The organism is Mycolicibacterium vaccae NBRC 14118 = CIP 105934, assembly GCF_001552715.1.
GTDB classification, from domain to species: domain Bacteria; phylum Actinomycetota; class Actinomycetes; order Mycobacteriales; family Mycobacteriaceae; genus Mycobacterium; species Mycobacterium vaccae.
In genome coordinates this window covers 1-7,307 of sequence record NZ_BCRS01000226.1, presented here as the reverse complement: position 1 = coordinate 7,307, position 7,307 = coordinate 1, and the positions used below count along the sequence as shown (strand labels likewise).

At 73.1% G+C, this 7,307-nt stretch carries 2 protein-coding genes and 1 pseudogene; 2 read left to right on the top strand and 1 reads right to left on the bottom strand.

Annotated elements, in window-relative coordinates; translation table 11 throughout:
• The first annotated feature begins 183 nt into the window (after positions 1 to 183).
• Together MVA01S_RS27630 and MVA01S_RS27625 are read left to right on the top strand one after the other, a co-directional pair.
• Positions 184 to 5,100, top strand: coding sequence for a cation-translocating P-type ATPase (locus MVA01S_RS27630; protein ID WP_003934045.1), 4,917 nt, complete (start codon positions 184 to 186; stop codon positions 5,098 to 5,100).
• Positions 5,101 to 5,153: 53 nt separating this feature from the next.
• Positions 5,154 to 6,935, top strand: a complete 1,782-nt coding sequence (locus tag MVA01S_RS27625) for a penicillin-binding transpeptidase domain-containing protein (RefSeq protein WP_003934044.1) — start codon at positions 5,154 to 5,156, stop codon at positions 6,933 to 6,935.
• Positions 6,936 to 6,950: 15 nt separating this feature from the next.
• Here the strand turns inward: MVA01S_RS27625 and MVA01S_RS27620 are convergent.
• A pseudogene (locus MVA01S_RS27620) lies at positions 6,951 to 7,307 on the bottom strand (DUF6542 domain-containing protein); the annotation flags it as partial.

Here is a 7,307-nt window from a genome sequence, read left to right as displayed (position 1 = left end):
GCTGCCGCGCGAGATCCGCCCCGCCCGCACCTAGCGTCGCCGCGCCCGCACCGCCGTCCTGCCGACAACGGTGGCGGCCGACGATCAGCCTGGCCGGGCGTACGCTCGACGTTGTTCGAGGCGCTGTCGCGTCCAGGTGGGGGCTGGCGGTGCGAACCGACTGCGGCGCACCACGACAGGGCGGTGACGGTGAACCTGCTGAACGCTCCTTTCCAGGCTGCGCAGACGGTGCTGGGTGTCGTACGCGAGGCCGCCGGCGGCCACCCTGTGCGGCGCAGCAGTTCGGCCGGGCGCACCCGGTGGATCGAGGTGCGTGGCCTGGGCACCGAGGACGGGTCGCGCATCGGCGCCGCCGTGCTGGCCGCGGTGCGCGCCGAGGCCGGTGTCAGGGCCGCCGCGCTGAACGTCGCCAACTCCCGGGTCGTGGTGACGGTCTCGGAGGCGGGCCCGGGTGCCGCGCACCTGTGCCGCGTCGTCGACGACGCGGAGGCCGGGGCCCAGGCCACCACGGAGCGGACCCGTCCGGTGACACTGCCCGGGGACGACGAGCTGTTGGCCGAGCGGCTGCTCGCGGCCGCGGTGTCGGCGGCGGGCATCGGCCCCGCGGTGATCGGCGCCGTCCTGGGAGCAGGCCGGTTCGGCAACGCGGTGTCGTTGCCGGGGGCGTTCGCCGAATACTTTCCGTTGGTGCGCAATCAATTCGAGCGCCACCTGGGCCGCGACGCCACCGACCTGTCGGTGACGGTGCTGGGCACGGCCGCCGGGGTGCTGACCGCATCACCTGCGGCCGTGGTGCACCAGACGGCGACCCGCGTGATGCGCGCCGCCGAGGCGATCAACGTCCGCCGCAGCTGGCAGCGGTCGGAACCTGAGATCAGGGAGCAGGCGATCAAGTTCGCCGACCAGTCCGGTGTTGTGCCGCGCGATGTGGATCAGTTCGACGCCGGCGGGGCCGGCGTGCGCTACGCCGACCGCGCCGCCGAGATCGGGCTCGGCGCGGCCGCGCTTCTCGGTGTCGCATCACGCGACCGCGAAACTGCAAGTGCCGCAGCATTGGTCGCCACGGCCCGGCCGGTGCGCAGCATCACCGAAGCGTTCGCGTGTGCGCTCGGACGTGGGCTGACCGAGCATCACGGCGCCCTCGTGCTGCGCCCGGTGGTGCTGCGCCGGCTGGATCAGATCGACACCGTGGTCATCGACCCGCGGATCCTTTACACCGACGAGTTGGCGGTGACCCGCGTGCAGGGCGTCGACAACGGAGACCGCGGGGTGGCGTGGCAGGCCGCCCGGGCAGCGCTGGCCGACGGGGCACTGGCGCCGGGATGGTCTCCGCTGGCGGGCATCCCGGGTGCCGGCCGCAGCGGCGAGGTGCTGGTGAGCGCGATCCGTGACCCGTGGGCATCGGCTCTGGTCACCGAGTCCCGCCGGGCCGGCGCCCGCGTGGTTTCGCTCGACGACGAGGGACTGCGCTCGTTGGGGCAGGGCTTCGACGACCTGCGCCCCGCGACCGGGGGCGTCGACCGGGCGCTGGCCGACACGGTGGCGGAGCTGTCCGCGGGCGGCGCCCGGATCGCCCTACTCACCGCGAGTACCGGGCTGGCATCGACGAAAGCGCATGTGACGGTCGGCGTTTGGCGAAACGGATCACCTCCGCCGTGGGACGCCGACATCCTTGTGCCCGACCTCACCGGTGTGTGGCGGGTCGTACATGCACTGCCAGCGGCGCGGCACACCGTCGTGCGGGGCATCGAGATGTCGGCCAGTGCGTCGGCGCTGGGTGCGGTGATGTTGTTGCCCAGCGTGCTCGGCTCGGGGCCGGTCGCGGGAAGCGTCACGGCCACCGCGGCGCTGTGGGCCGGCTACCGCAGGGGCGAGCAGGTGTTCGACGAGGCGTTGCCGCACCCGGAACCCGGACACGACTGGCACGCACTGCCGGTGGACGAGGTGCAGCTGCTGCTCCCACGCACGCAGTCGTCGTCCGGCTCGTCGGCAGACTTCGGGCCGGACCTGCCCGAAGGCCTGCGGCCGTTCACCGCGGCGGCGGCCCGATCTTGGGGACTGGTCAGCGATTTCGCCGGTGTGGTGCGTGAGGACCTGGCCGATCCGATCACCACGATCCTGGCGACGGGAGCCGCCGCCACCGCGTTGCTGGGCTCTCCGCTCGACGCGATGATGGTCGCCGCGGTGCAACTGCTCAACACCGCGATCTCGGCCGAACAGACCCTGCACGCCGAGCGGATTCTGAGCGGGCTGCTGGCCGTGCAGGAGCCGCTCGCGCGGCGGCTCACCGGCGCCGGGCGCGGTAGCGACTACGAGGACGTGCGTGCGGCGGATCTGGTGCCCGGCGACGTGATCCGGGTCAGGGCCGGAGAGGTGATCCCCGCCGACGCCCGGATCATCGCCGCCGACGCCGCCGAGGCCGACGAATCCGCGTTGACCGGGGAATCACTGCCGGTGGCCAAACACGTCGACGCGACACCGGGCGCGCCGCTGGCCGAGCGCGCGTGCATGCTCTATTCCGGCACCACCTTGGTGGCCGGCCGGGTCACCGCGGTGGTGACCGCCGTCGGGCCCGCCGCGCAGATGAACCGGGTGGCGGCGATGACCAGCCGCAAGGCCCGCAAGGTGGGGTTGCAGGCGCAGCTGAGCCGCATCACCAACAGGGCGCTGCCGTGGAGCCTGGCCGGCGGCGGTGTGGTCGGCGTGCTCAGCCTGCTGCGCGGCACCCCGTTACACGACGCCGTCGCCGGCGGCGTGGCCATCGCGGTGGCCGCGGTGCCCGAGGGACTGCCGTTGGTGGTCACGCTGGCCCAGTCGGCCGCCGCCCGCCGGTTGACCAGTTCGTCGGTGCTGATCCGCAATCCGCGTGCGGTCGAGGCGTTCGCCCGGCTGGACGTCGTGTGCTTCGACAAGACCGGAACGCTGAGCGAGAACCGGTTGCGGGTCACGTCGGTGCAGCCACTCGACGGCGTCGACGCGACGCAGCTGCTCGACGCCGCGGTGCACACGGTGCGGCCCACCACCGGTCAGCACTCCGACCACGCCACCGACGACGCCGTGCGGGTGGCCGCCGCCGACGCCGGGGTGTTCCCAGGGGGCACCGATGCCCGGCTGCCGTTCCAGTCGGACCGGCCGTATGCCGCGGCGCTGATCGGTACCCGGCTCTCGGTCAAGGGCGCGCCGGAGGCGGTGACGGCGGCACTGGCCGACGGCCGGGCGGAGGTGACGCGCCGGATCGACGACATGACCGCCGGCGGTATGCGGGTGCTCGTGGTCGCCGAACGGGAGCTCACCGCAGACCAGGCCGCGGCCGTCGCGGCCGATCCCGGTGCACTGGCCGACCTGTGTACTTCCGGGATGACCCCGCTCGGGGTGATCGGGATGGCCGACACCGCCCGTGCGAGTGCGCGACCGCTGCTCGAGGAGTTGCAGGCACGGGGGATCGGGGTGCGGCTGATCACCGGTGATCATCCCGTCACGGCCGCGGTGGTGGCCGGCTCGCTCGGGTTGACCGTGGCCGCCGACGAGGTGATGACCGGCCCGGAATGGGAGCGGCTGACCACCGAGGACCGTGTCGAGGCCGCCCGGACCCGCCGGGTTTTCGCCCGGATGGCGCCCGAGCACAAGGTCCAGGTGGTGCAGGCGCTCGAGTCGGCCGACTTGGTGACGGCGATGGTCGGGGATGGCGCCAACGACGCCGCCGCGATCCGCGCCGCGACCGTCGGCGTCGGGGTCGTGTCGGCGGGCAGCGACCCGGCCCGGACTGCGGCCGACGTGCTGCTGCTCGACGGCCAGATCGGGGCGCTCCTCAGCGCGCTCGACGAGGGACAGCAGTTGTGGCAGCGGGTGAGCTCGGCAGTCTCCATGCTGGTGGGACACAACATCGGCGAGGTCGCCTTCGCGCTGATCACCAGCCTGCTGATGGGCCGCCCGGCGTTGAATGCGCGCCAGATCCTGCTGATCAACCTGCTCACCGACGCACTGCCTGCGGCGGCGCTGGCCGTCAGCCCCCAGACCGGCGACCAGATCACCGGTGAACGCAGCGAGGCCGCGCTGTGGCGTGCGATTTGGATGCGCGGCGCGTCCACGGCCACCGGCGGCACGCTGGCCTGGGCGTTCGGCCGCGCGACCGGCACCCCGCAGCGGGCGGCGACGATGGGGTTGATCGGGTTGGTGCTGACCCAGATGGGTCAGACGCTGACGGACTCGCGCGGCCGGCTGGTGGTGGCGACGAACGTCGGGACACTCGCGGTGATGGCCGGGGTGATCAGCACCCCCGGGCTCAGTCAGGTGTTCGGGTGCCGGCCGGTGGGCCCGATCGGGTGGGCGCAGGCGGCCGCCGCCGCCGGTATCGCCGGTGCGCTGCCGAGGCTGGCGCCCGGCGCTTCGGAACGCATCGCGGAGGCAGTGCGCTCGCTGGCCGAGGAGGCCCGCGAGAAGCTGTCAGTCGTCGATCTTCAGCAGGCCCGCGCGGACCAGGACGGCGTAGACCTCACGCAGCGGAGGGGTCAGCAGTCGCACGCCGGTGGCGATCAGCGCGTCGGGCCCGACCGAGCGTGGAATCTCAGGCATGTAGGACAGGCTAACCAACCCGGATTTGACAGTGTGCGCCACCTGGCCCGAATGGAGGACGAGATGTGGGAATCGGCACGATCATTCGTGGCAGACCACCGGGATGTGTCGAAACTGGTGCGCGAGGCCGAGAAGTTTTCCGTGCAGCTGCCGGGGATCGGGCGGGTGCGGATCCCGCCGCCTGAGCAGGTGGCGTTCTACGGGGTGCTGGGCGGACTGGCGGCCGCACAGCTGATCGACTGGCCGATCGCGCTCATCGTCGGGCTCGGGCACGCGGTTGCCGCCCGCCAGGGACCCGACCGCGGGACGGAAGCCTCGCTGGAGTCGGCGCCGGTCACGAAGGCGGTGACGAAGGCCCCGGCCAAGAAGGCTCCGGTGAAGAAGGCGGCGGCCAAGAAGGCCCCGGCCAAGAAGACTCCGGTGAAGAAGGCGGCGGCCAAGAAGACTCCGGTGAAGAAGGCGGCCGCCAAGAAGACTCCGGCGAAAAAGGCGGCGGCCAAGAAAGCACCGGCCAAGAAGACGCCCTGACCCACCCCGAGCCTCAGCCCGGCGTGTATGTGCAGCGGGTACGTTCAGCGAACGTGACCTCTCTGCGACGCGGTTTCACCATCGCCCTGCTCGCCGTCCTGCTGCTCGCCGGCTGCAGCGACACCCAGGACCGGCTGGAATCCACCGTGAACGGCTTCGCCGAGGCCCTCAGCCGCGGTGACGCCGCGGCCGCCGCGGCGATGACCGGCGACGACGCTTCGGCCGCAGCGGACACCCTCGGCGCGCTCTACGCCAGCCTCGGCACCGACGTGCGCTTCGAGGTGCAGGCCACCCAACGCGACGAGAGCGCGGCGACGTTCACGCTGGCCGCGACGTGGCGGTTCGGACCCCAGAAGCGAAACGAGTGGAAGTACACCACCGAAGGCCGGGCCACCGAGGACGGCGACAACTGGACGATCGCGTGGGACCCGGCCACTGTGGCGCCCGGTCTCGGCGAGGGGCCGTTGACCTACAGCACGCTCGTCCCGCAGCCGGCGGCCCGGGTGCTGGACCGCACCGGCGCCGAACTGCTCACCCAGCACGTCGTGACCCTCGTCGACGTCGCACCCGGCGCCGACGTCGACGCCGTTGCCGCGCTGCTCAATCCGATCGCCCCGGGCATCACGCCGCAGTCGCTGGCGGGCGAGCTGGCCGCGGCGCCCGACAAGCCGGTCACCGCGGTCACGCTGCGCGAGGAGGACCTGGCCCCGATCCAGGAGCAGCTGGCCGCGCAGCCGAACGTGACGTTGCGCCCGCAGACCCGACTGCTGGCCACCGACCGGACGCTGACCTCGCCGACGCTGGCCGGCCTGACCGAGCTGTGGCAGGAGCGCACCGACGCCGCCGCCGGCTGGGCGGTGTCGGCCGAGACCGCCGCGGGCGCCAAGCGGGTGGGCGGCCGGGACGCCCAGCCCGTCGGCGACATCTCCAGCACGCTCGACATCGGCATGCAGCTGGCCGCCGAGACCGCGCTGGCGCCGCTGCCGACGCCGGCGGCGATCGTGGCCATCCAGCCCTCGACCGGCGACATGTTCGTGGTCGCGCAGAACGCCCCGGCCGACGGTCAGGGCGCGATCGCCCTGACCGGCCTCTACCCGCCGGGTTCGACGTTCAAGACGGTGACGGTGTCCGCGGCGTTGCAAGCCGGGCAGGTCACCCCCGACAGCATCGTGGCGTGCCCGGGCACCGAGAACATCGAGGGCCGCCAGATCCCGAACGACGACAACTTCGAGCTCGGCGACGTGCCGCTGCACACCGCGTTCGCGCGGTCCTGCAACACCACCATGGGCCGGCTCGCGGTCGACCTGCCTCCGGACGGCCTGACCAGAGCGGCGGCCCAACTGGGGCTCGGTATCGACTTCGAGTCTCCCGGTATGACGACCGTGACCGGCAGCGTGCCGGTGGCCGACACGTCCGCGCTGCGGGTCGAGGAGGGCATCGGGCAGGGCCAGGTGACGGCGTCACCGTTCGGTATGGCGCTGGTGGCGGCCACCCTGGCGCGCGGGGCGGTGCCGGCGCCGACGATCGTCGAGGGTGAGCCGGGCGTGCCCGACCGCACCCCGGATCCGTTGCCGCCGACCGTCGACGAGCAGGTGCAGGCGATGATGCGGGAGACGATCACCGGCGGCACGGCCAGTCAGCTGCAGGACATCCCCGGCCTGCTGGGCAAGACCGGCACCGCCGAGTACGTCCACGCCCAGGATGGCGCCGTGCGCGCGCACGGCTGGTTCGTCGGGATCCGCGGTGACCTCGCGCTCGCCGTGTTCGTCAGTGACGCGGACAGCTCCGGGCCGGCGGTCGAGGCGGCCGGCCGGTTCCTGCGCGCCGTCCCCTGACCGGACCCGGTCCCGTCAGATGTCGTATTCCCAGCGGTCGGCGTCGGCGTCGCGCGGGCTTCGGCGGCGGGGCCGGTATTCCGGACGGTCGGCGGGGTCGTCGTCGCCGCGGTAGCGCACGCGGGAGACCGGGTGGTGGCTGCTTGATCCCGTTGCGTCGTACGGATCCAGCGGCTCGTAGGCGTCGAACCGGCTGCGGCGCTGTGGCCGGTCCCGGTCGTAGCGGTCGTAGGACGACCGGCGTTCACGGGGTGGCAGCGGTTCACGCCGGGAACGGGCTTCACGCGGCTCGCGGGGCTCATGTGCGGAGGACGGGCGGGGGCGGCGGCGGGGCTCCGCCGGTGCGGCGTCCTCGGGTCGCGGCCGGCGTCG